The organism is Stenotrophomonas sp. Steno-C17 (assembly GCF_056393165.1).
In genome coordinates, this window is the sequence record NZ_JBWJPD010000017.1 from 1 (window position 1) to 22334 (window position 22334).

A 22334-nucleotide genomic window follows, 5' to 3' on the forward strand; every position below is an offset into this window, starting at 1 on the left:
GGGCTCGTAGGCGCCATCCATGGCGCCTGCGGTCCCGCCTACCCACACCGCCCCACCTCTGACAGATTCCTGCGATCTGCCGGAACGGCATCCCGCTCTGGTAGGTGTCGACCTTGGTCGACACGGTAGATCCACGCCATGCGTGGATGCGAGCGAAGCGACCCGCTTCTGCTCTTGCTCTTCTTTTTCTTCTCCGTGGCTGACAGCACACGGAAGCTGTCAGGGGTCCCGCGAACCCAACCCGCCCGGCCAAGCACGGCTGTTGCAGTCGACTGACAGTCGACTCTACCCAACCCAGCCACGAGGGGCTGCGCCGTTGGCCGACAACCGCTCAGTCGTCCGCAGACACCGTCCGCCCCGACGCCCACTCACGCAGCCCCGCCACCTGTTCGGCCATCAGCACCGACAGCGGTCGCGTGGCCCGCAGTTCGGTCATCAGCAGCTCGGTATCCAGCGGGCGGCCCTCGGCGTGCGCCGAATACAGGCCGGCCACGATGGCCTGCTCGATCTCCGCGCCGGAAAACCCGTTTGCGGCCGCCGCCAGCGCGGGCAGGGCGAAGTCATCGGGATTCAGCTGGCGCCGTCCCAGATGCAGGCGCAGCAGCTCCACGCGCACATCCGGCGCGGGCAGATCAACAAAGAAGATCTCGTCGAAACGACCCTTGCGCAGCAGCTCTGCCGGCAGTTCGTGCACCTGGTTGGCGGTGGCCACGATGAACACCGGCGCCTTGCGCTCGGCCATCCAGGTCAGCAGGTAGCCCAGCACGCGGCGCGACACGCCGCCGTCCTCGCCGCCACTGGCCAGGCCCTTCTCGATCTCATCCATCCACAGCACGCACGGGGCCAGCTGCTCGGCCGAGGCCAGCGCCTGGCGCAGGTTGGCCTCGGTCTCGCCGTGGTACTTGTTGTACAGCGCGCCCACGTCCAGGCGCAGCAGCGGTACCCCGAAGCCGGCGGCGGTGGCCTTGGCCAGCATCGACTTGCCGCAGCCCTGCACGCCCAGCAGCAGCATGCCGCGCGGCGGGTCCAGCCCGGCCGGTGCCGAGCCTGCAATGAAGGCCACGCGGCGCTGGTTGATCCAGCGCTTGAGCCGGTTGGCGCCGGCCACGTCGCCGAAGCGCGCGCTGTCATGCTCGAAGAACAGGTGGCCGCTGCGGTTCAACAGCTCGAACTTCAGCCGCGCCAGCTGCGGCAGGTCGTCGTCGCGCAGGGCGCCGTCGGCGTAGATCAGCTGCCGGGCAATGCGCCGGGCATCGACCAGGCTCAGGCCCTGCAGGTTCTTCAGGATCTTCTTGACCGCCTCGCTGTCCACTTCCACCCGGCGCCCGCCGTGTTCGCGGGCGTAGGCATCGGCCTCCTCGCGCAGCATCTTCAGTAGCGCGTTGGCATCGGGCAGGCGCGGGTTGAAGCGCACCGCCAGGGCTTCCAGCTCGGCCGGCAGTTCCACCTTCGCGCCAATCAGCACCAGCACGTGCGGCTGGCTGTGGCGGCGCTGGATCAGGTCGCGCAGTGCCCGCTGGTGGCTGGCATAGCCCAGGTAAGGGTGGAAATCGAGCAGCAGGTAGATGCCACGCTGTTCGGCCTGGCGGATCATCTGCAGCGCCGCGCTGGCATCGGGCGGGCCGACCGCCTCGTCCTCGCGTTCCAGGTCGATGCGGCGCAGGCCTTCGGTGATGGACCAGCGGTGCAGGGCACGCCAGACATGCATCAGCGTCTGCCGGAACAGCTCCACGATGCGACCCTCATCCTGGGTCTCGATCACGATCAGGGGCGTATTGGCGCGGATCAGCGCGCTCAGGTCCTGCAGTTCGCTCATGCGGGTTCGATCCTTCGGGGGCGCCACGATAGCAAAGGCCGGGGCCGGGGTTCAGCACAGCGCTACCTTCCGTCACGGGCGCCGGTGTACGCTCGGGGCACGTACCCGGAAGCGAGGCTGGCATGAAGACGATCCTGGTGGCCGGTTCCAAGGGCGGGGTGGGCAAGACCACCGTCGCCACCCACCTGGCCGCATACGCGGCATTGCAGGGCAAGGCCACGGTGATCGCCGACGCCGACCCGCAGGGCTCCAGCACGCGCTGGGCACAGCGCCGCGCGGGGCTGGAAAGCGCGGTGCTGCCGATCGACGTGTACCGCAAGAAGCAATGGGCGCAGAAGCTGCCCGACGGGACCGATACGGTCATCATCGATGCACCGGCGGGCGCGCTGGCCGACGATATCCCCCATTTCCTTGATGCCGCCGATGCCGTGGTGGTGCCGGTATTGCCCTCCGCGCTGGACATCGAAGCCATCGTCGGCTTCCTCAACAGCCTGGCCAGCAACCCGCGCGTGCACAGCCGCAAGCTGCCGGTGGGGCTGGTGTTGAACCGCACCAAGCCCTGGACCCAGACCTCGCAGCAGGCCTTGCAGATGTTGGCCGAATGGCCGTATCCGGTGGTCACCCAATTGCGCGACAGCCAGAGTTATGTGGTCATGACCGGCCTGGGCCGCAGTCTGTTCGATTACCGTTCGGCGCAGGTGCGCGAGCACCAGGCCGACTGGGAACCGTTGTTGAGCTGGTTGAAGCTGTAAGGCCGGTGGTGTTCCACCGTGTGTCATTCCCATAGGCCAATGGAAAACTGCAATGCGTGAACTGATCCTGCTGCGCCATGCCCATGCCGAACCGGCCACCCCCGGCCAGGCCGACCTTGACCGGCCGTTGTCGCCGGTGGGGCTGGCCGAGGCCGAAGCCGCCGGCAAGTGGCTGAAGGAAAACAACCTGCTGCCCGACTGCGTGCTGTGCTCGCCGGCGCGGCGTACCCGCGAAACGCTGGAAGCGGTGATGGCGGCCATCGGCTATGTCGAAAAGCGCCTGGAAGACAGTGTCTACGAGGCGACCCCCGGCACGCTGGCGGCGCTGGTGGATGACCGCCGCGACCTCGACCGGTTGCTGATCGTGGGCCACAACCCCGGTCTGGAACGGCTGGTGGCGCTGATGACCGAAGGCACCAGCAGCGACTACCGCGGCATGCCGCCGGCGGGCGTGGCCGTGCTGGGCTTCCCGCGTGAGGCCAGCATCGAACCGGGTGTGGCCAGCCTGAACGCGTTCTGGTGGCCATGAAGCCATGAGCCTGGCGTTGCCGGGCCGCTGCCTGCTGGCCTGGCTGCTGCTTCCCGGCGCAGCCTGGGCCGCGGTGCCGGCGCCCCCTGCCTCCCTGCCACCCGTGGTCAGCGAAGCCCGGCGCGCGCTGTCGCTGGACCTGGAGCGCTCGCGGATCGGCTTCGAGGTGCGCTCGCGGCTGGGCCAGCGCATCGAAGGGGTGTTTCCGCATTTCGAAGGGCGGGTGGAGGTGCTGTCCGACGGCCGCCACCAGGTCCACCTGAAGATGTTCACCCGCACGGTGGAGATTCCCGGCAAGGAACGCTACACCGGCTGGATGCGCGGGCCGGAGTTCTTCGATGCCGGCCGCTATCCGTTCGTGGAGTTCGATTCACTGCCGTACTGGCCGGAAACCGTGGAACGCGGTGGCGAGATCGAAGGGCGGCTGACCCTTCGTGGGGTCAGTCATCCTGAATCGCTGAAGGTCGAGAAGGCGGAATGCGCCCGACCCGGCTATGATTGCGACGTCGTCAGCCGCGGTACCGTGCAACGAGGCCGGTACGGTATGGACAGCTGGCAGCTTGCATTGAGTGACCGAGTGACCTTCGTATTGCGCGCACGCCTGAGCGAGGCGGCCAAACCGTGAATTTCCTGTTGCGTGTGATAGCGCTGGCAACCGTGTTGCTGGGCACTGGCTGTGCATCGTTGTCGCACGCCCAGCGTGACCGGGCCGAAGCCATCGCAGTGCAGGCCCGCTCGACCCAGGTCGACTGCGAGCGCGCCGACCGCTGCGCGCAGGATTCGCCCCTGCGCGCGCTGGCCGGGCGGGCGTTCAGCGAATCCACCGATACCCAGCCGCGTCACTACGCCACCCTGCTGGACGAGGGCGAGGGCGCACTGGTGGCACGGCTGAACCTGCTGCGCAGCGCCACCCGCAGCATCGATCTGCAGACCTACATCTTCGACAAGGACGACAGTGCGCGCCTGGTCATCGACGAACTGTTGGCTGCTTCCCGCCGCGGGGTGAAGGTACGGGTGCTGATCGACCAGCTGTCGGCGATCTCCGATCTGGAGATCCTTGGCGCGCTGTCCGGGGCCCACCAGAACTTCCAGCTGCGGGTCTACAACCCGACCTTCGGCAAGGCCCGGCTGAACTACTTCGACTACGCCGGCAGCGTGCTGTGCTGCTTCCGCCGCTTCAACCAGCGCATGCACAACAAGCTGCTGGTGATCGACGATGCGATCGGGGTGGTCGGCGGGCGCAACTACCAGGACGACTATTACGACTGGGACCGCGAATACAACTTCCGCGACCGCGATGTGCTGATCGCCGGCCCGGAAGCGCGCGCCATGGCCGCCAATTTCGATGCGTTCTGGCGGGCCCCGCGCAGCGTGCCGGCCGAGCGCCTGAACGATGTGGGCCGCACCCTGCTGCAGCATGGCGTGCCTGCGCTGCCGCCAGCACAGTTCCGGCGCCCCGAGCGGGTGGAACGGGTCAGCGAGGAGGCCGACGACCAGGCCTTCATTGCCCGCAGCTTCGTCGACACCGCCCTGCCGGTGGCATCGGTGCGCTACGTGGCCGACCTGCCGCGCAAGCACCGCCGTGAGCGTGCCGATGCGCCCCTGGCTGGCCAGCATGTCACCGAACCGCAGCTGGACAGCTTGATTGCCGGCGCGCAGAAGGAAGTGATCCTGCAGACGCCCTATCTGGTGCTGTCCAAGCCGGCCCAGGCGCTGTTCCGCGACCTGCGCAAGCGGCCCGAGCCGCCGCGCATCGTGGTCTCCAGCAACAGCCTGGCGGCCACCGACAACCCGATCGTCTATGCGCTGTCGTACAAGTACAAGCGGCGCAACATGCGCGAACTGGGCTTCAACATCTTCGAATACAAGCCGTTCCCGCTGGACGCGCCGGTGGATTACCGCAACCTGCTGCCCGACCCGATCGCCGGCAGTGGTGCGCAGGACAGCGGCCGCAGCAGCCTGCTGGGTGGCAGTGCCGCCGGCAGCAATGCAGGTAACAGCGATGCAGCGCCCGCCGCGCCGGCCGACAGCGAACCGGTGCGCCGGGTCCATCCGCGGCTGGGCAGTGCCTATGAAAACGGCCGTGCGCGCCGCCGCGCGGCTGGCAGCGAGGTGGAAACGCGCCTGCTGCGTACCGAAACGCGCCCGTCCTTCCTGGGCAGCAAAGCGGTGAACAAGCCGCTGCCGGTCACCCGCAAGGGCGCGCGCATGGGCCTGCACGCCAAGTCGCTGGTGGTCGATCGCCGCATCGGCATGGTCGGCACCCACAACTTCGACCCGCGCAGCGAGAACTACAACACCGAAGGCGCGGTGATCATCGACGATCCGGTGTTCGCCGAGCAGCTGGCGCAGAGCATCCTGCGCGACACCCACCCGCAGAACGCGTGGACGGTGGCGCCGCGCACCAAACCGCCGGTGCTGTCCGGGCTGAACTACAGCGTGGGCAAAGCCTCCGAAGCCCTGCCCATCCTCGATTTCTGGCCGTGGCGCTATGCCACCGATTACGAGTTCCAGCCCGGCCCTGATTGCCCGCAGCCACTGCCGCGGCAGAGCCCGGATTTCCATACGTGCTATGTGGCCGTGGGTGACTTCCCGGAAGTCAACGTCGGCCCGAAGTGGTTGCTGGTGCGCATGCTGACTGCATTCGGCGCCGGTCTCGTTCCCATTCTCTGAAGGTGCCCCATGCCGCAGGTGTTCCGCGAAGCCGTCTCGCTCGACCAGCTCAATGCCCTCAGCGGCAATACCGCCATCCAGTCGCTGGGCATCGTCTTCAGCGCTGCCGGCGAGGACTGGCTGCAGGCGACCATGCCGGTGGACGAACGCACCCGCCAGCCCTACGGCATCCTGCATGGTGGCGCTTCGGTGGTGCTGGCTGAAACGCTGGGCAGCAGCGCCGGCAACCTGTGCGTGGATACGGCCAAGCAGATCTGCGTGGGCCTGGAAATCAACGCCAACCATGTGCGTGCGGTGCGCTCGGGCACGGTCACCGGCACGGCGCGTGCGCTGCACGTGGGCCGCAGCACCCAGCTGTGGGAAATCCGCATTGAAGACGAGCAGGGCCGGCTGGTGTGCATCTCCCGGCTGACCCTGGCCGTGGTTGCAGCAGGCCACGGCTGAGCCCGGTGGCTGCCGTGCCCTGCAGCGCGGCCCTGCCGCTGCGCATCGTGTCCAGTGGCGCCTGGCTGCCACGCCGGCGCATTGCGTCCACCGTGTTCGACCAGCGTTGGAACAACCCGTCAGGCTGGGTCGAACGCCATAGCGGCGTGGCCAGCCGTGCCCATGCCAGTGCCGATGAACGTGCCTCGTGGATGGGCGCGCAGGCTGCGCACGACGCGCTGCAGCGGGCCGGGCTGGGTCTGGGCGATATCGACTGCATCCTGTCCGCGTGCGGCGTGATGGAGCAGGCCATTCCGTGCCAGGCGGTGCTGATCCAGCGCGAGTTGGGGCTGGGTGACAGCGGAGTGCCCGCGTTCGATGTCAACGCTACCTGCCTGGGTTTCGTGGTGGCGCTGGAACTGGCCGGCAGCCTGCTGGCACTGCAGCGCTACCGGCGCGTGCTGATCGTGTGCAGCGATATTCCCAGTGCCGGCCTCGATCCCAACGACCCGTTGACCGCGCCGCTGTTTGGCGATGGCGCGGTAGCGGTGCTGGTGGAGCGCGCCAGTGAAGGCCAGGCATCGGCCCTGCTGGCCACGCGCCTGCGCAGCTACGGCGATGGTGCGCAGCTGTGCCAGGTGCCGACCTGCGGCACCGGCATGCGCCTGCACGATGCGCCCGAGGTCTACCGCGCGGCGCACTACTTCCAGATGCAGGGGCGCGCGCTTTACCGCGAAGCCGCGCGCCGCCTGCCCGGTTTCCTGCAGGATCTGCTGGCCAGCGCCGGTATCGGCCTGGAAGGCTGCGATGTGATCGTGCCGCACCAGGCCAGTGGGCAGGCCCTGGACCACCTGCAGCGCGTGCTGGGCCTGCCGCCGCAGCGGCTGGTGCGCATCCTGGCCGCGCACGGCAACCAGTTGGCGGCATCGTTGCCGATGGCCCTGCACCAGGCCCTGCTGGATGGTCGCCTGGTTCGCGGCGGGCACGCCCTGCTGATCGGCACCGGGGCCGGCCTGGCCCTGGGCGGCGCGGTGCTGCGTTACTGATGGCGCGCGTCCTGGTCACCGGTGCCAGCGGCTTCATTGGCCAGCACGTCGCGCGCGCGCTGGCCGCCGAAGGGTGGCAGGTGCGCGCCAACGGCCGCGATCTGGCCCGCCTGCAGCCGCTTGCGATCGAAGGCATCGAAGCCTGGCCGGGTGATCTGGCACAGGCGCCGCTGCAGCCCCTGCTGCAAGGCTGCCAGGCCGTGGTGCACTGTGCGGCGCTGTCCCAGCCCTGGGGCCCGGCGGCGGACTTCCAGCGTGCCAACGTGGTGGCCACCCAGCGCCTGCTGCAGGCCGCGCAGGCCGCCGGCGTGGAGCGCTTCGTACACCTGGGTTCGCCCAGCATCTACTTCCGCTTCGCCGACCAGTACAACGTGGGCGAGGCGTTCCAGCCGCCGGCGCGCTGGATCACCGACTACGCGCGCAGCAAATGGGAATCGGAACTGGCCGTGGCCGAGGCCGCACGGCAGGGCCTGCACACGGTGGTACTGCGCCCGCGCGCGGTGTTCGGGCCGGGTGACCGCGCCATCCTGCCGCGGCTGCTGGCCGTGGCCGCCGGTGGGCGATTCCCGCTGATCCATGCCGGTCGCGCGATGATCGACGTGACCCCGGTGGCCGATGCCGTGCAGGCGGTGCGCTGTGCCCTGCACGCAGGCTCCGGGTGCGCAGGTCGCGCCTACAACATCAGCGCCGGCCAGCCGGTGGCGGTGCGCGCGCTGGTGCAGGACCTGTTCCAGGCCATGGGGCTGCAGGTGCGGCTGCGCAGCGTGCCGCGCGCGGTTGCACTGGCTGCCGCCGGTGTGGCCGAAACGCTGGCGCACGTGCGCCCGGGGTGCCCCGAGCCACGGCTGACCCGCTACGGCGTGGGCGTGCTGGGCTATTCGCAGACGCTGGACATCGGTGCCGCCCGGCGCGAGCTGGGCTACCAGCCGCAGGTGGGCGTGCAGGCCGCACTGCAGCAGTTCGCCGATCACTGGCAGCACATCGGGGGGCGTGATGGTGCGCTTTGAGTGGGAACTGCTGGAAGCCGGCCATTGCGTGCACCCGCAGCGTGCGGTGCGCCAGGGGGCCAGCTGGCACCGCTGTGAATTTCCCGCGCTGGTTGCACTGCTGCGCCACCCGCAGCGCGGCTACCTGTTGTTCGACACCGGCTATTCCGAGGCCTTCCTGCAGGCCACCGATCGCTTCCCCGAGCGCCTGTACCGCTGGGTCACGCCGGTGCACCTGGCGGCCGGGCAGAGCGTGCGCGCGCAGCTTCAGCAGCGTGGCATCGGCAGCGCTGACATCGACCGGGTGGTGCTGTCGCACCTGCATGGTGACCACGTGGGCGGTGTGCTCGATTTTCCAGGGGTGCCGTTGCTGTGTTCGCGTGCGGCCTGGCAGGACCAGGCGGCGCGAGGGCGCCTGCGCGCGCTCAGCGTGGGCCTGTTGCCCGCGCTGACCCGTGATGCCGCGCCGCGGATGCGCTGGCTGGAAGATCTGCCGGAAGTGACCCTGCCTGCCGCATTTGCCGCTTTCGGCACGGGCCGCGATGTGCTGGGTGACCGCAGCCTGCTGGCGGTACCGCTGCCCGGCCATGCCGTGGGCCAGCACGGGCTGCTGTTTGCAGCAGCCGATGGCCGCCCGGTGTTCCTGGTCGCCGATGCGGCCTGGTCCAGCGCCGCCATTGCCGATGGCGTGCCGCCGCCGCGCCTGGTCACCGCCCTGCTGGGCCACACCGGAAGCTACCGGCAGACCCTGCAGCGCCTGCAGCACGTGGGCCGCCAGGTGGATGACCTGCAGCTGGTGCCCGCGCATTGCGGGCAATGGCGGCCGCGCACCCCCCCGTAGAGTCGAGCTTGCTCGACTGCTCTTGGCGCGAAATCAACCACCGTCGAGCAAGCTCGACGCTACGGGGCCTCCAGGAGCGGTCGATCACGCACGCCCCCACCGCCATACGGCGCCGCCAACAGGACACCGTGTTCCCGCCCATGGCCCCCGTCAATAGGACTTATGGCCGAAATCGGCTGGCAGCGATGGCGGCCCTCCGGTATCGTTCGCGGATGACTTCCCCCACTCCGGCCCCCCGCGGCGGCGTGGCGCGTGTGTGCCGTTACCTGTACCGCGTACCGCTGCTGTTGGTCCATATCTTCTTGTTCCTGCCGCTGACCCTGATCGGCATGCTTCCGCCGTGGGCCGATATCCGTGTCGGCCAGGTTCGCCTGGGCGCCAAGGTAGTGAACCTGTGGCAGGGCGGCCTGATGTGGATCTTCGGCTTCCGCCTGTCACGGGTGGGCGAGCCGCTGCCGGGCGCCGTGCTGTTCGTGGCCAACCATGTCAGCTGGGTCGATATCAGCATCCTGCACAGCCAGCGCATGATGGGCTTCGTGGCCAAGCGCGAAATCGCCAGCTGGCCGGTGGTGGGCTGGCTGGCCGCCCGTGGCCAGACCATCTTCCACCAGCGCGGCAATACCGAATCGCTCGGTGGCGTGATGCAGGTCATGGCCGAGCGCCTGCGCGAAGGCAAGGGCGTGGGTGTGTTCCCGGAAGGGCGCACCCGCGGCGGCCACGAAGTGGGCCCGTTCCATGCGCGCATCTTCCAGGCGGCCGTGGAAACCGGCGTGCCGGTGCAGCCGGTGGCGCTGATCTACGGCACCCACGGCAATGCGCAGACGATCGTGGCGTTCGGCCCTGGCGAGAGTTTCTTCGCCAATTTCCTGCGCCTGCTGGGTGAACCGGCACGACGCGCGGAAGTGCATTTCCTGGCGCCGATCAGTGCGCAGGACCTGGAAGGCCGTCGGCGCATCGCCGAGACCTCGCGTGCGCGCATCGTAGCGGCCATGGAAACGCGGTGAGGCCGTGGTGGCCATGAACCCGCCACCGCCCCCGTCGGCCGCAGCGCCGATGCTTACTGCGGCCGATTACCAGCCGCCGCGCTGGCTGCGCAATCCGCACCTGCAGTCCATGCTCAGTTCCAGCCGCATGCGCCTGCAGCGTGGCCTGCTGTTGCTGGCCGCCACCGGTGCGGTCAGCGAAGAGCTGATCCTGGATGGCGGCGATGGCGTGCGCCTGCAGGGGTGGCACAACTACATCGAAGGGCGCGAGCCGAAGGGCATGGCGCTGCTGCTGCACGGCTGGGAAGGCAGTGCCGAATCCAGCTACATGCGCATGGCCGCCGCGCGCATGCTGGAGGAAGGCTTCGACGTGGTGCGGCTGAACTTCCGCGACCACGGCAACACCCACCACCTCAATCCCGGCATCTTCCACTCCAACCGCATCGATGAAGTGGTGCAGGCAACCGGCGATATCGCCCGGCGCTGGCCGGGCCTGCCGCTGGTGGCGGCCGGCTATTCGCTGGGCGGCAACTTCGTGCTGCGGCTGGCCCTGCGTGCGCCGGCGGCCGGCGTGCCGCTGCTGCAGGTAGCGTCGGTCTGCCCGGTGCTGGACCCGGCCCTGACCATGGACAGCATCGAAAACGGTCCGGCGATGTACGACTGGTACTTCCGCCGCAAGTGGGCCGGTTCGCTGCGTCGCAAGCGCGATCTGTTCCCCGAACTGAGCGACTGCGACGACCGCGTGCTGAAGCTGGACATCCGCGCGCTCACCGCCTGGCTCGTGGAACGGCATACCGATTTCGGCTCGCTGCAGGCCTATTTCGATGGGTATTCCATTGCCGGTGATCGCCTGTCCACCCTGCAGGTTCCGGCCGACATCCTGATGGCGCAGGATGACCCGGTCATTCCGTATTCCACCTTCGGCAACTGGCAGTTGCCGCAGCAGGCACGGCTGGAAACCGCGTGCTGGGGTGGGCACTGCGGGTTCCTGGAAAACTGGCGCGGCGATGGCTTCTCCGAACGCTGGGTGGCGCAGCGCCTGAGCCGCGTGCTGGGCGGCTGAACCGGTTGCGCCGCGTGGCCCGCTACAATGCGGGTTTGCCCTTGAACCGGACCGCCATGCAAGACCAGATCATCCAGGCGCTGCGCCAGAACCAGGCCGACCAGGCTGTGCAGCTGGCCCAGGCGTGGACCCACGATGAACCCGGCCAGGCCCAGGCCCACCGCTGGCTGGCGCTTGCGCTGCAGCAGCAGGGCCAGCCGCAGGCCGCGCTGGACGCGCTGCAGCAGGCGCTGCAGCTGGCCCCCGACGATGCCCAGCTGCACCTGCAGCAGGCCGGGCTGCTGCTGGCGCTGCGCCAGTTCGACAGCGTTGACGAGGCGCTGCTGCGCACCACCGACCTGAACCCCAATGCCTTCCCGGCCTACCTGATGCAGGCCCACCTGGCCATCAGCCGCAACGACTTCGATGAAGCGCAGCGCCTGTCCACCCTGGCCGGGCGGCTGGAGCCGGATCATCCGGAACTGCTCACCATCGACGGCATGGTGGCCCTGCGCCGTGGCGATGCCGACCGCGCCCTCGCCCTGCTGGCGGCCGCCTCACAGGCGCTGCCGGATGACCCGCGCGTGCTGTACGCACTGGGCTTTGCCTACCTGGGCAAGGACATGCTGGCCTTCGCCGAGCAGGCCTTCCGCCGCGTGCTGGTGCTGAACCCGGCCATCACCTCGCTGCACGGCCTGGTGGTGCAGCTGGCGCTGCGCCAGGGCAACCTGGATGCCGCCGCCGAAGCCATGCAGCTGGCGCTGCAGCAGCCCTCGCTGGACGTGCCGCCGATGCGCCGCCTGGCCGGCGAGCTGGCGCTGCGCAGCGGCCAGCCGCTGCAGGCGCTGGAACACCTGCTGCCGTTGCTGGAAGCGCAGCCGGAAGACCGCCAGGTGCTGCAGCTGCTGCTGATGGCCTGGCAGCGCCTGGGCCGCGAAGAGGAGGCCCGTGCGCGCCTGGATGCCGTGCTGGAAACGCACGCCACGCTGCACGACCTGTGGCTGGCCCGCCTGGCCGTGGAAGAAGTCGGCAGCGATGCGGCGGTGGCCGTGGTCGAGCGCTGGATCGCTGCCATGCCGGCGCACCTGCCGGCGCTGGAAGCGCGCATGCGCCTGCACGACATGGCTGGCCAGCCTGCCGAGGCCGAAGCCGTGGCCGAGCGCATCGTGGCACTGGAACCGGGCCGGGTGAGTGCAGAAACCCGCCTGATCGACGGTCTGCTGCAGCGTGACCCGGAAGCGGCCATCGCCCGCGTGCAGGCCATGATCGACCAGGCCGACGCCGGTGCCCAGGCCGATCTGCGCACCTGGCTGGGCGAGGTGCAGGACCGCGCCGGCAAGCCGGCCGATGCCCTGCGCACCTGGCTGGCCCTGCAGGCCGAGCAGGCACCGCAGCGCCTGCCGCTGCCGCCGCAGGCCAAGGCACCGCCGAGCTGGCCGGCGCTGGCCAGCATCGACGAGGCCACCCTGCAGAGTGGTTCGGCACCCATTTTCCTGTGGGGCGCGCCGGGTTCGGGCGTGGAGCGCGTGGCCACCGGCCTGGCCGCGGCCAGCCCGGTCCTGCGCAGCGATCGCTACACCGACAACGCGCCGGACGATGCCTTCCAGAACTACCACACCCTGCAGGACCTGGCGTCGGGTGTGCTGAGCCCGGAACGCCTGGTGCAGCGCTGGCGCGAACAGCTGCCGGCGCGTGGCGTGGAAGGTGACACCCTCATCGACTGGCTGCTGTGGTGGGACAACGCACTGCTGTGGTCGCTGCGCCCGCAGCTGCCGCAGGGGCGCCTGCTGGTGGTGCTGCGTGACCCGCGCGACATGCTGCTGGACTGGGTGGCCTACGGCGCCGCCGCGCCGCTGGCGATGACCTCGCTGGGCGAGGCCGCCGAATGGCTGGCGCGTGGCCTGGCACAGGTGGCCAGCCTGCACGAGGACGACCTGTACCCGCACGTGCTGCTGCGCATCGATGCGATCAGCAACGATCCGCGCGCGATGGCCGCCATGCTGGAACAGCTGTTCGAGCGCCCGATGCCGGTGGCCCATCAGCTGGGTGCACCGCGTTTCCCGCCGGGCCACTGGCGCAACTACCGCGACGTGATGAGCGCCGCCTTCGCCCAGCTCACCCCGATCGCGGTGCGTCTGGGTTACCCGGAAGAATAAGGAGAGCCTGATGCAACTGAGCAGCCACAGCCTGGTCAACGGCGCACCGGTACCGCGCGAATTCGCCGCAGGCGATGCCAGCGGTTTCGCACCGGACCGCAATCCGCACCTGGCCTGGAGCGAGGTGCCGCAGGGCACCCGCTCGTTCCTGCCGGTGTGCGTGGACCCGGACGTGCCGACCGTGCCGGAGACGGTTGGCCGCAGCGACATGACCGTGCCGCGCGACCAGCCGCGCTGCGACTTCGTGCATTGGGTGATGGCCGATATTCCGGCCGACGTGCACGAGATCGCCGCCGGCAGCTGCAGCGACGGCTTCGTGGTGAAGGGCAAGACCGCACCCGCCGGTCCGCTGGGCAGCCGCCAGGGCCTGAACGATTTCACCGGCTGGTTTGCCGGCAATCCGGACATGGCCGGTGACTACCTGGGGTATGACGGCCCGTACCCGCCGTTCAACGACGAGCGCGTGCATCGTTACTTCTTCCGCGTGTTCGCCCTGGATGTGGCCCGCCTGGACCTGCCGCAGCGCTTCACCGCGGCCGATGCCTACCGCGCCATGCACGGCCACGTACTGGCCGAAGCCGCGCTGCATGGCACCTACACGCTGAACCCCGCGCTGTAACCCCGCATCGCCCCCGTAGAGTCGAGCTTGCTCGACTTGGCCCCCTGTAGAGTCGAGCCATGCTCGACTTGGTCCGCGTAGAGTCGAGCCATGCTCGACTGCATGAAAAGCCGTCGAGCAAGCTCGACGCTACCTTTGGCAGTACCGCGCAAATGCCGCCAGGAACGCATCCGCCTCAGCGCGGTGCGGGTCCGAGCGCAGGGTCTGCAGAATCTGTTCCGGCGTCTGCTCCATCACCGGCACACGCAGGAACAGTTCGGCGGTGAATGCCGAACTCACCGTACCCAGCACCGTGCGCAGCGCCTGCAGCATGTCCTCGCCGCGGTGCGAGGCATGCACCAGCGCGATCGGCCGCCCCACGATCTGCTCGCCGGAGACCAGCCAGTCGATCGCGTTCTTCAATCCACCGGGGATGCCGCGGATGTATTCGGGGCTGCAGACCAGCACGCCATCACTCTGCGCGATGGCGGCCTTCAGGTGGGTCACCCGATCGGGTTCCTGCGGGCCTTCCAGATCAGGCGAAAACACCGGAAGCTCACCGATGCCGGCATAGACCTCCAGTTCCATGGCCGGCGCTGCAATGGCTTTCAGGGCCCTGAGCAGCGCGGTATTGGTCGACTGCCGGCGCGCGCTGCCGGAGATGGCGAGAATCTTCATTGCGATAGCGCCGGGCCCTTGTAGAGTCGAGCCATGCTCGACTCCGCCACTGTAGAGTCGAGCCATGCTCGACTGCATGAGAAACAGTCGAGCAAGCTCGACTCTACCAAGCTGCAGTCGAGCAAGCTCGACGCTACTTACTTCTTCTCGATGGCCGATTCGACCACCATGTCCAGCACATACGCCTGCGACGGTGCATCGGCCGGCGGGTTCTTCACCGCGAAGCGCTTCACCCGCACGACGTTGCGCACGCCGTCTTCGTGGGTGTAGCCCTCGATGTTGCCGTAGAAGTTCTCGAACGCGCCCGGCGTACCCTGCTTCAGGCCTTTGTCGTCGAACGTCACTTCACGCACCTGCAGGCACTGGTAGTCCGGAATCAGCGGGTGCGAGCACTTGGCGGTCTTCGCTGCCACTTCCAGGAACACGGTTTCGCCCGGCCCGCCATAGCGGGTCTCCGCGGTGGGTTCGGCCGCGAACACCAGCACATCGCCCTTGGCCGTGGTCAGGGTCAGGCTGCCATCGGCGCCCTGGGCGGTCTTCAGTTCACCCTGCAGGCGGCTGGATACCGCTTCATCCAGCGCCATCACCGCAGCGTCGGTGCAGGCCATCTGGGTCGATGCCATCGGGCTGATCGTCAGCGTGCCATCGGCCAGGGTGTAGCTGCCGCCCATGCGGTTGCAGGTGTTGCTGATCGACACACGGCCGTCGGCGAAATCCAGGGTGACTGGCGCGTCAGTGCGGGCGAACAAGGCGTCGATGCGTGCGCCGTCGGCGCCGGTCGCCTGCTGCAGGCGCCAGTGCTGGCCCTGCAGGCGCTGCGCATCCAGATGGGCCACGGCCTTCTGGTCGCCGGCCTTGGCGGCCGCCGGGGCCAGGTCATCGCCGCCGGTGCCGGCCGGTGCGGTGGTCGGGGTCTGGCTGCAGGCGGCCAGCAGGGCCAGCGGCAGGAGCAGGGTAACGGTGCGCTTCATGGTGGATCTCCTTGGGAACCCGGATGCAAACGGATCACGGCGGGGCAGGGGGTTGGCCTGCCCCGATGATGTTCAGCTGCCGGACGGCAACCACAGCAGCAGCGCCGCGCCCAGCGCAATGCGGTAGAACGCGAACGCGGTGAAACGGTGTGACTTGATGTAGCCCAGCAGCCACTTCACTACGACGAAGCCGGTGATGACCGCGGCAACGAAGGCCACGCCCACGTCGGTCCAGTTCTCGCTGGCCAGCTTGCCTTCCTTGGCCAGTTCCAGGAACGCGTAGGCACTGGCGGCGAACATGGTGGGAATGCCCACCAGGAACACGAACTCAGCGGCGGCCGCGCGCCGGCTCAGGCCCAGCAGCATGGCCAGGAAGATCGCCGAGGCCGAGCGCGAGGTGCCGGGGAACACGCCGGCCACCACCTGCGCCAGGCCCACGCCGATGGCCACGGTCCAGGTCACCTGGTCGCGGTCGGGCAGGCGTGTGGTGTAGGCCTCCACCAGCAGCATCCAGATGCCGCCGATGATCAGCGCCCAGGCCACCGGGCTGACCGTTTCCGGCAGCTCCCAGCCCAGCATGCGCACGGGCAGGCCGACCACGGCGGTCACCAGGAACGCGGCGCCCAGCTTGAACACGTAGTCGCGGTTTTCGCGCTGGCCCAGGCCGGTGGCCAGTTGCCACAGGCGCTGGCGGAACACCAGCACCACCGCCACGATCGCGCCGGCCTGGATGATGATGTTGAAGAAATCCGAACGCGGGCCCAGCCAGTGCTGGGCGATCAGCAGGTGGCCGGTGCTGGAGATCGGCAGGAATTCGGTGAGGCCTTCGAGGATGCCCAGCAGCAGGGCGGAGAGCAGGTCGTACATGGGCAGGGCAGGCACGTTCGGTGGCGGGAACAAGCCCGAGAGAATAGACCATCCCTGCCGCACCAAAGGGGTGCGCGCGGGTGGTCGTGCACCCCTTTGGTGCGCCCGGTCGTGCACCCCGCTGGGGCGTGCCATTGTAAATCAAGCAGTTGCGGCCACTAAAAAGTTGGCACGGTCATTGCTCTACCTCAGCAGGCATTCATTCCCACCCGAGGTCGTACCGATGTCCGTGGAAAACGTTGAGAAGCTGATCAAGGACAACCAGATCGAATTCGTCGATCTGCGTTTCGTGGATATGCGTGGCGTCGAACAGCACGTCACCTTCCCGGTCAGCATCGTCGAGCCGTCGCTGTTCGAAGAAGGCAAGATGTTCGACGGCAGCTCCATCGCTGGCTGGAAGGGCATCAACGAATCGGACATGGTCCTGCTGCCGGACCCGGCCAGCGCTTACGTCGATCCGTTCTACGCCGATCCGACCATCGTGATCAGCTGCGACATCCTCGACCCGGCCACCATGCAGCCGTACGGCCGTTGCCCGCGCGGCATCGCCAAGCGCGCCGAGGCCTACCTGAAGTCGTCGGGCATCGCCGAAACCGCGTTCTTCGGCCCGGAGCCGGAATTCTTCATCTTCGACGCCGTGCGTTTCGCCAATGAAATGGGCAACACCTTCTTCAAGGTGGACTCCGAAGAAGCGGCCTGGAACAGCGGCGCCAAGATGGACGGCACCAACAGCGGCTACCGCCCCGGCGTGAAGGGTGGCTACTTCCCCGTGCCGCCGACCGATTCGCTGCACGACCTGCGCGCTGAAATGTGCAAGACGCTGGAACAGGTCGGCATCGAAGTGGAAGTGCAGCACCACGAAGTGGCGACCGCTGGCCAGTGCGAGATCGGCACCAAGTTCAGCACCCTGGTGCAGAAGGCCGACGAACTGCTGCGGATGAAGTACGTCATCAAGAACGTGGCGCACCGCAACGGCAAGACCGTCACCTTCATGCCCAAGCCGATCGTCGGCGACAACGGCAGCGGCATGCACGTGCACCAGTCGCTGTCCAAGGGCGGCACCAACCTGTTCTCCGGCGACGGCTACGGCGGCCTGAGCCAGCTGGCGCTGTGGTACATCGGCGGCATCTTCAAGCACGCCAAGGCCATCAACGCCTTCGCCAACTCGGGCACCAACAGCTACAAGCGCCTGGTGCCGGGCTTCGAAGCCCCGGTCATGCTGGCCTACTCGGCCCGCAACCGTTCGGCCTCGTGCCGCATTCCGTGGGTGTCCAACCCGAAGGCGCGCCGCATTGAAATGCGCTTCCCCGATCCGATCCAGTCGGGCTACCTGACCTTCACCGCGCTGATGATGGCCGGCCTGGACGGCATCAAGAACCAGATCGACCCGGGCGCACCGAGCGACAAGGACCTGTACGACCTGCCGCCGGAAGAAGAGAAGCTGATCCCGCAGGTCTGCTCCTCGCTGGACCAGGCCCTGGAAGCACTGGACAAGGACCGTGAGTTCCTGAAGGCCGGCGGCGTGATGAGCGATGACTTCATCGACGGCTACATCGCGCTGAAGATGCAGGAAGTGACCAGGTTCCGCGCGGCCACCCACCCGCTGGAGTACCAGATGTACTACGCCAACTGACCGGGCGGCGATGGCGGCGGGTACCCCTCCCACCCGTCGCCATCGCCTCCGATCTTTGCGGCTGGGGAGCCGCATGGCGGGCCCTGTGCCCGCCTTGGTAGAGCGGACTGTTAGTCCGTCTTGGTAGAGCGGACCGTTGGTCCGTCTTGGTAGAGCGGACTGTTAGTCCGTCTTGGTAGAGCGGACTGTTAGTCCGTCTTGGTAGAGCGGACTGTTAGTCCGCTGATCCAGGGGAAAGAGAAACCGGATACGCGACAGGGCCGCCCTCCCTCCCGCGTCGGCCGTGCAAGGAGAGAGGCACGGCCGTCCCGGCCCCGTTCGTGTCCGGTGCAACAGCCACGGCCATCGCATCGATGGCCCGTGGTTGCCTGATGCCACCGCGCAACCGCGCCGTGGCCCCATCCACCATCGGGACATGCGCATGAAACTGATCTCCGCCATCATCCGACCGTTCAAGCTCGACGAGGTCCGCGAGGCCCTTTCCGATGCCGGCGTGTCGGGCATCACCGTGACCGAAGTGAAAGGCTTCGGCCGCCAGAAGGGCCATACCGAGCTGTACCGCGGCGCCGAGTACGTCGTCGATTTCCTGCCCAAGATCAAGATCGAAACCGTGGTCACCGACGAGCGTGCCGAAGCGGTGATCGAAGCGATCCAGAGTTCGGCAGGCACCGGCAAGATCGGCGACGGCAAGATCTTCGTCACTGCCGTCGAGCAGGTCATCCGTATCCGCACCGGCGAAATCGGCGCCGACGCGCTGTAAGCCCCCTTCCGGAGATTCCCCCATGAAGATGCGCCTTCTCGCCGGGTGGCAAGCCCGGTTCCATCTGGTGTGCCTGCTGATGCTGCTCAGTGCGCTGGCCGCCGGCGTCTGGCCGGGCAGCGCCCATGCCCAGGCCCAGGTCACTCCGTTGGCCAACGAAACCGTTGCTGTTGAACCGCTGCAGGCCCCGGCCGCGGCAGCACCGGCGGTCGCCGAAGCGGCTGCGCCGGCATTCGACCACGGCGATGTCGCCTGGATGCTCACGTCCACCCTGCTGGTGCTGCTGATGGTGGTGCCGGGCCTGGCCCTGTTCTACGGCGGCCTGGTGCGTTCGAAGAACGTGCTGTCGGTGCTCAGCCAGATCCTGGTGGTGTTCTCGCTGGTGCTGCTGCTGTGGGTGGCCTACGGCTACAGCGCGGTGTTCAGCGCAGGCAACCCGTTCTTCGGCTCGTTCACCGAGTTCGCGTTCCTGAAGGGCTTCACCCCGGATTCGGTCGGCAACACGCCCATCAAGGGCCTGCCCGATTACCTGTTCGTCGCCTTCCAGTCGACCTTCGCCGGCATCACCACCGCACTGATCGTCGGCGCCTTCGCCGAACGCATCAAGTTCCGTGCGGTGCTGCTGTTCTCGGCACTGTGGTTCACCCTCAGCTACATCCCGATGGCGCACATCGTCTGGGGTGGTGGCTACCTGGGTGAAATGGGCGCCATCGATTTCGCCGGTGGCACCGTGGTGCACATCAACGCCGGTGTGGCCGGCCTGGTCGGTGCGTGGTTCCTGGGCAAGCGCCTGGGCTACGGCCAAACCGCGCTGAAGCCGCACAACGTGCCGTTCACCTATATCGGCGCGATGCTGCTGTGGGTGGGCTGGTTCGGCTTCAACGCCGGTTCCGCCGCTGCTGCCGATACCGTCGCGTCGCTGGCCTTCCTCAACACCGTGCTGGCCACCGCCGCTGCGGTGCTGGGCTGGACCCTGGTCGAAGCGATCACCAAGGGCAAGCCGTCGGCACTGGGTGCAGCGTCGGGTGCGGTGGCCGGTCTGGTCGGCATCACCCCGGCGTGCGGCACCGTCGGTCCGCTGGGCGCGATCGTGATTGGTTTCGTCGCCGGCGTGGTCTGCGTGTGGGGCGTCACCGGCCTGAAGCGCCTGCTGAAGGTGGACGACACCGCCGACGTGTTCGGTGTGCACGGCGTGGGCGGCATCGTCGGCGCCATCCTCACCGGTGTGTTCAGCGCGCAGTCGCTGGGCGGCACCAAGGCCGATCTGGATATCGGCCACCAGGTGTGGGTGCAGGTGGTCAGCGTTGGCCTCACCGTGGTCTGGTCGGCGGTGGTGACCGCAGCCATTCTGCTGCTGGTGAAGGTGGTGGTGGGCCTGCGCGTGACCGAAGAGGCAGAGCGCACTGGCCTGGATGTCACCTCGCATGGTGAATCGGCCTACGAGGCCTGATGCAACGGCGGGCGGCCTGCGAAGGTCGCCCGCCAAAGCATCCACGCATGGCGTGGATCTACTGCATGGGCATGCATCATCGCGCGTGATCGCGCACAATCGGGGCATGCCCCCGATCCGCACGTCCCTCCTGCTTTCGGCCTGCCTGCTGCTGGCCGCCTGCGCATCCACGCCGCAGGACGTCCGCAACCCGCTGGCTACGTGGGTGCCCTCACCCAACCAGAATGCGCGTGGCCCGGTGGCCATCGTCATCCACCACACCGACCAGGAATCGGTGCAGCAGAGCCTGCACACGCTGCGCACCGCCAACAGCGGCGGCCCGGTCAGCGCGCACTACCTGATCGGCGCCGATGGCCATCGCTACCAGCTGGTGGCCGATGCACGCCGCGCCTGGCATGCCGGTGCCGGCCGCTGGGGCACGCTCACCGATCTCAATTCCACGTCGATCGGCATCGAGCTGGACAACGACGGGAATACGCCGTTCACCGCTGCGCAGATCGACGCGCTCATCGTGCTGCTGCGCGATCTCACCACGCGCCTGAACATCCCGCCGCGGCAGGTGATCGGCCACGCCGATCTGGCACCGACGCGCAAGGCCGATCCCAGCCGTTTCTTCCCGTGGCAGCAGCTGGCCGCCGCCGGTTTCGGCGTGTGGCCGCGCGCCAGCGATGGCCCCGCACCGGAAGGTTTTGATGCGTGGAATGCCATGGCGCGGTTTGGTTACCCGCTGGAGGATCGGGAGGCTGCGGTCGCCGCGTTCCATCGTCGCTTCCGCGGCAGTGATGATCTGCCGAAAACGCTGGATGCTGAAGACGCGCGCATCCTGCATTCGCTGCTGCTGCAGACGCCGTAGCCTGAACACCCGCCGGGCGTGGTCCGGCGCTGCCCCTGCGCAAGGTTGCCGGGCCACCATCGGCCCCACTACATTGCGACGATGATCACTGTTACGTCGTCACCGCGCGCGCTTCTCACCCTCTCGGCCGTTGCCCTGCTTGCTGGCTGTGCCACCACCGGCACCGGCCCGGGCGCACCGGCCGCCCCGCCGGCTGCCGCCACCTACGCCAAGGTCGACTGGAAGGCACTGCCGGCAGTCTCCGATACCGACCTGCAGGCTGGCTTCGTCGCTTGGCGCAGCAGCTGCGCCCGCCTGAAGAACGATGCGGTCTGGGCCCAACCCTGCGCGACGGCGGCCACGCTGTCCGACAAGGACCCGAACGCGATCCGCACCTTCCTGCAGCGCGACCTGCAGGTGTATGCGCTGCGTGCAGGCGGTCATCGCGAACAGGGCCTGATCACCGGCTACTACGAACCCATCTACAGCGGCAGCCTGACCCGCACCGCAACGGCCACCGTGCCGGTGTACGGCACGCCCGATGATCTGGTGGTGGTGCAGCTGGACAGCCTGTATCCCGAACTGAAGGGCAAGCGCCTGCGCGGCCGCCTGGACGGCAAGGTGCTCAAGCCCTATGACGACGCCGGCACCATCGCCAGCAAGGGCGCCAAGGCGCCGGTACTGGCCTGGCTGACCGACCCGATGGACCTGCAGCTGCTGCAGATCCAGGGCTCGGGCCGGGTGCGTCTGGCCGATGGCAGCCAGGTGCGGCTGGCCTACGCCGAACAGAACGGCCACCCCTACCGCGCCATCGGCCGCTGGCTGGTGGACCAGGGCGCGCTGAAGAAAGAAGACGTGACCATGGACGCGATCCGCGCCTGGGCCAGGGCCAACCCGGCGCGCGTGCCCGAGCTGCTGCGCAGCAACCCCAGCTACGTGTTCTTCGTGCGCAACCCCGACAGCCCGGAAGGCCCGCGCGGTTCGTTGAACGTGCCGCTCACCGCCGGTTACAGCGTGGCGGTGGACCGCAGCGTGGTGCCGCTGGGCAGCCTGCTGTGGCTGTCCACCACGCGCCCGGATGGCAGCCCGGTGGTGCGCCCGGTGGCCGCGCAGGACACCGGCGGTGCGATTGCCGGCGAGGTGCGCGCGGACCTTTACTGGGGCAGCGGCGATGCCGCCGGCAAGCTGGCCGGCGACATGAAGCAGCAGGGCCGCATCTGGCTGCTGTGGCCCAAGGGCGCCGCCCTGCCGAACTGAACCAGCCGGGGTCGCATCCCTTGCCGCAGGCAAGGGCTCTG

General features: G+C 68.3%; 21 protein-coding genes. 17 read left to right on the plus strand and 4 right to left on the minus strand.

Going from position 1 to position 22334, the window contains the following annotated elements; translation table 11 throughout:
* Nucleotides 1-331 precede the first annotated feature (331 nt).
* Nucleotides 332-1816: an AAA family ATPase gene (locus tag AC06FA_RS14880; RefSeq protein ID WP_478068988.1), complete on the minus strand. Its 1485-nt coding sequence runs from the start codon at nucleotides 1814-1816 to the stop codon at nucleotides 332-334.
* Nucleotides 1817-1938: 122 nt separating this feature from the next.
* Between AC06FA_RS14880 and AC06FA_RS14885 the strand changes: the two genes are divergently transcribed.
* The 12 genes from AC06FA_RS14885 (at nucleotide 1939) to AC06FA_RS14940 (ending at nucleotide 13866) form a co-directional block, all read left to right on the plus strand.
* Entirely contained in the window at nucleotides 1939-2568 is a 630-nt protein-coding gene (locus AC06FA_RS14885) for a nucleotide-binding protein (protein ID WP_478068989.1), read from the plus strand.
* Nucleotides 2569-2620: 52 nt separating this feature from the next.
* Nucleotides 2621-3097, plus strand: coding sequence for a SixA phosphatase family protein (locus AC06FA_RS14890; protein WP_312708866.1), 477 nt, complete (start codon nucleotides 2621-2623; stop codon nucleotides 3095-3097).
* Between the two features lie 4 nt (nucleotides 3098-3101).
* Nucleotides 3102-3722, plus strand: coding sequence for a YceI family protein (locus AC06FA_RS14895; RefSeq protein ID WP_478068990.1), 621 nt, complete (start codon nucleotides 3102-3104; stop codon nucleotides 3720-3722).
* Complete coding sequence (locus AC06FA_RS14900) at nucleotides 3719-5770, plus strand: phospholipase D family protein (protein ID WP_478068991.1); 2052 nt, start codon at nucleotides 3719-3721, stop codon at nucleotides 5768-5770. Before AC06FA_RS14895 ends, AC06FA_RS14900 begins: the two co-directional genes overlap by 4 nt.
* Before the next feature lie 9 nt (nucleotides 5771-5779).
* Entirely contained in the window at nucleotides 5780-6214 is a 435-nt protein-coding gene (locus tag AC06FA_RS14905) for a hotdog fold thioesterase (RefSeq protein ID WP_478068992.1), read from the plus strand.
* A gap of 5 nt (nucleotides 6215-6219) precedes the next feature.
* The gene (locus AC06FA_RS14910) at nucleotides 6220-7239 is read left to right on the plus strand and encodes a 3-oxoacyl-[acyl-carrier-protein] synthase III C-terminal domain-containing protein (RefSeq protein WP_478068993.1); all 1020 of its coding nucleotides are present in this window, start codon (nucleotides 6220-6222) and stop codon (nucleotides 7237-7239) included.
* Nucleotides 7239-8246 carry an NAD-dependent epimerase/dehydratase family protein gene (locus tag AC06FA_RS14915; RefSeq protein ID WP_478068994.1) on the plus strand — a complete coding sequence of 336 codons (1008 nt, stop codon included), beginning with the start codon at nucleotides 7239-7241 and terminating at the stop codon, nucleotides 8244-8246. Before AC06FA_RS14910 ends, AC06FA_RS14915 begins: the two co-directional genes overlap by 1 nt.
* Nucleotides 8233-9066 (plus strand): MBL fold metallo-hydrolase, encoded by an 834-nt coding sequence (locus AC06FA_RS14920; RefSeq protein ID WP_478069070.1) that lies wholly within the window; start codon nucleotides 8233-8235, stop codon nucleotides 9064-9066. The genes AC06FA_RS14915 and AC06FA_RS14920 overlap by 14 nt, the downstream gene beginning before the upstream one ends.
* A 212-nt stretch (nucleotides 9067-9278) precedes the next feature.
* Nucleotides 9279-10070 carry a lysophospholipid acyltransferase family protein gene (locus AC06FA_RS14925; protein ID WP_478068995.1) on the plus strand — a complete coding sequence of 264 codons (792 nt, stop codon included), beginning with the start codon at nucleotides 9279-9281 and terminating at the stop codon, nucleotides 10068-10070.
* A gap of 7 nt (nucleotides 10071-10077) precedes the next feature.
* Complete coding sequence (locus AC06FA_RS14930; protein WP_478069071.1) at nucleotides 10078-11112, plus strand: YheT family hydrolase; 1035 nt, start codon at nucleotides 10078-10080, stop codon at nucleotides 11110-11112.
* A 56-nt stretch (nucleotides 11113-11168) separates the two neighbouring features.
* Nucleotides 11169-13247 carry a tetratricopeptide repeat protein gene (locus AC06FA_RS14935; RefSeq protein WP_478068996.1) on the plus strand — a complete coding sequence of 693 codons (2079 nt, stop codon included), beginning with the start codon at nucleotides 11169-11171 and terminating at the stop codon, nucleotides 13245-13247.
* 10 nt (nucleotides 13248-13257) lie between these two features.
* Complete coding sequence (locus tag AC06FA_RS14940) at nucleotides 13258-13866, plus strand: YbhB/YbcL family Raf kinase inhibitor-like protein (RefSeq protein WP_478068997.1); 609 nt, start codon at nucleotides 13258-13260, stop codon at nucleotides 13864-13866.
* A gap of 129 nt (nucleotides 13867-13995) precedes the next feature.
* On the opposite strand, the gene AC06FA_RS14945 is transcribed toward AC06FA_RS14940, so the two are convergent.
* The 3 genes from AC06FA_RS14945 to AC06FA_RS14955 form a co-directional block, all read right to left on the minus strand.
* Nucleotides 13996-14523 (minus strand): NADPH-dependent FMN reductase, encoded by a 528-nt coding sequence (locus tag AC06FA_RS14945; RefSeq protein ID WP_478068998.1) that lies wholly within the window; start codon nucleotides 14521-14523, stop codon nucleotides 13996-13998.
* 137 nt (nucleotides 14524-14660) lie between these two features.
* Nucleotides 14661-15494: an META domain-containing protein gene (locus AC06FA_RS14950; RefSeq protein WP_478068999.1), complete on the minus strand. Its 834-nt coding sequence runs from the start codon at nucleotides 15492-15494 to the stop codon at nucleotides 14661-14663.
* Between the two features lie 72 nt (nucleotides 15495-15566).
* Nucleotides 15567-16361 carry an undecaprenyl-diphosphate phosphatase gene (locus tag AC06FA_RS14955; RefSeq protein WP_108748030.1) on the minus strand — a complete coding sequence of 265 codons (795 nt, stop codon included), beginning with the start codon at nucleotides 16359-16361 and terminating at the stop codon, nucleotides 15567-15569.
* Nucleotides 16362-16584: 223 nt separating this feature from the next.
* Between AC06FA_RS14955 and glnA the strand changes: the two genes are divergently transcribed.
* The 5 genes from glnA (at nucleotide 16585) to mltA (ending at nucleotide 22293) form a co-directional block, all read left to right on the plus strand.
* A complete protein-coding gene (gene glnA, locus AC06FA_RS14960) occupies nucleotides 16585-17994 on the plus strand; it encodes a type I glutamate--ammonia ligase (RefSeq protein ID WP_478069000.1) in 1410 nt (469 codons plus the stop codon).
* A 421-nt stretch (nucleotides 17995-18415) separates the two neighbouring features.
* Complete coding sequence (locus AC06FA_RS14965) at nucleotides 18416-18754, plus strand: P-II family nitrogen regulator (protein ID WP_164275288.1); 339 nt, start codon at nucleotides 18416-18418, stop codon at nucleotides 18752-18754.
* Nucleotides 18755-18776: 22 nt separating this feature from the next.
* Complete coding sequence (locus AC06FA_RS14970; RefSeq protein WP_478069001.1) at nucleotides 18777-20204, plus strand: ammonium transporter; 1428 nt, start codon at nucleotides 18777-18779, stop codon at nucleotides 20202-20204.
* Between the two features lie 106 nt (nucleotides 20205-20310).
* Nucleotides 20311-21057, plus strand: coding sequence for an N-acetylmuramoyl-L-alanine amidase (locus AC06FA_RS14975; protein ID WP_478069002.1), 747 nt, complete (start codon nucleotides 20311-20313; stop codon nucleotides 21055-21057).
* Between the two features lie 81 nt (nucleotides 21058-21138).
* Nucleotides 21139-22293 (plus strand): murein transglycosylase A, encoded by a 1155-nt coding sequence (gene mltA, locus AC06FA_RS14980; protein ID WP_478069003.1) that lies wholly within the window; start codon nucleotides 21139-21141, stop codon nucleotides 22291-22293.
* The last annotated feature ends 41 nt before the right edge of the window (nucleotides 22294-22334 follow it).